2 protein-coding genes are annotated in these 1438 nt (G+C 75.1%); both read left to right on the forward strand.

Annotated features, from left to right (window positions below; all coding sequences use genetic code 11):
* The coding region (locus HMPREF0731_RS26340) for a methyl-accepting chemotaxis protein (protein ID WP_040611975.1) at positions 1-1016 on the forward strand (1016 nt) is incomplete at its 5' end.
* A 34-nt stretch (positions 1017-1050) separates the two neighbouring features.
* Complete coding sequence (locus HMPREF0731_RS06410; RefSeq protein WP_007003236.1) at positions 1051-1359, forward strand: STAS domain-containing protein; 309 nt, start codon at positions 1051-1053, stop codon at positions 1357-1359.
* The last annotated feature ends 79 nt before the right edge of the window (positions 1360-1438 follow it).

Raw genomic sequence — 1438 nt, forward strand, 5'->3', positions numbered from 1 at the left:
CGGCGCGCCAGCAGGCCGAGGCCGTGCTGGCCCGCTGGCACCGCCTGGGCGAGACGCAGCGCCGCGCCTTCCAGGCCGTCTGCGCCGAGCTGGCCGGCACCGACCAGGAGGTGGAGGACAATGTCGCCGGGCTGATCCAGGCCTTCGGCCGCCTCTCCGAGAGCGCCCGGGCGCAGACCAGCCGGCTGGAGCGCACCCTGCAACTGGCCGGCACGCTGCAGGCCGGCGACCGGGTGATCGCGCTGGACGACCTGGTGCGGCTGATGGAGGGCGTCCTCGGCCAGGTGGTCGAGCGCGTGCTGGACATGGCCAAGCAGGCCATGGTGATGGTCTATTCGCTGGACGACGTGGCCACCCATCTCGGACGCGCCGAGAGCTGCGTCGGCGATATCGAGCGCATCAACCGCATGACCACCATGCTGGCCTTCAACGCCCGCATCGAGGCGGCGCGCGCCGGCGCCGCCGGCCAGGGCTTCGCCGTCGTCGCCAGCGAGATGCGCGAGCTGGCGCTCTCCACCGGCCGCATGGCCGACACCATGCGCACCGAGATCACCGCGATCGGCCGCGTGCTGCAGGGCAGCCGGCAGCGCGCGGCGGCGGTCGCCACCGTGGACATGAGCACCACCCTCGACACCAAGGCGACGCTCGACGCCATGCTGGAGGGGCTGCAGCGCCGCCGCGCCGAGGTCGACGCGCTGATGCAGGACATGAGCCGCTCCGGCGCCGCCATCAGCGACGACATCGCCGCCTTCGCCGCCCGCATGCAGTTCACCGAGGGCACCCGCAACCGGCTGCGCAGCGTCATCGCCGCGGTCGAGGCGCTGGCCGCCGCCACCACCGCCACCATGGCCGCGCTCCCCGCCCCGCCCGGCGCCACCGGCACCGAGGCCGATTGCGTCGCGCGCATCCTGGCCGCCTGCCGCCAGGGCGATGTGCGCCACCGCTTCGCCGGCTGGCTGGAGCAGGGCAGCGCCCCGCGCGCCGCCCCCGCCGGCAGCGATGTCGAGCTGTTCTAGCCATGCCGCCGGACCGCGCCAGGACGCCCCCGCCATGCAGGTGACCATCCATCCCGGGCCTGACGCAGCCAGCCTCGCCATCGCCGGCGCCCTCACCTTCGACGCCCATGCCGTGTTCCGCCAGCGCGTGATGGCCGAGGCGGAGCGGCCCGCCGCGCAGCCCCTGGTGCTCGACCTCGCCGGGCTCGACCATATCGACTCGGCGGGGCTCGGCATGCTGCTGCTGGCGCGCGAGGTGGCGGCGGCGCAGGGCCGTGGCATCGTGCTGCGCGGCGCGCGCGGCCAAGTGGCGCGCATCCTCGCCGTGTCGAAGTTCCACCAGCTCTTCACCCTGCAGCCCTGAGGCGGGACCGGCCGCCGGGCGTCAGGCGGTCAGGGCCGCGGCGGCAGGGCCTGCCAGGCGGCCACGAACTCCTCCGCCC

The organism is Pseudoroseomonas cervicalis ATCC 49957 (genome assembly GCF_000164635.1).
GTDB classification, from domain to species: domain Bacteria; phylum Pseudomonadota; class Alphaproteobacteria; order Acetobacterales; family Acetobacteraceae; genus Pseudoroseomonas; species Pseudoroseomonas cervicalis.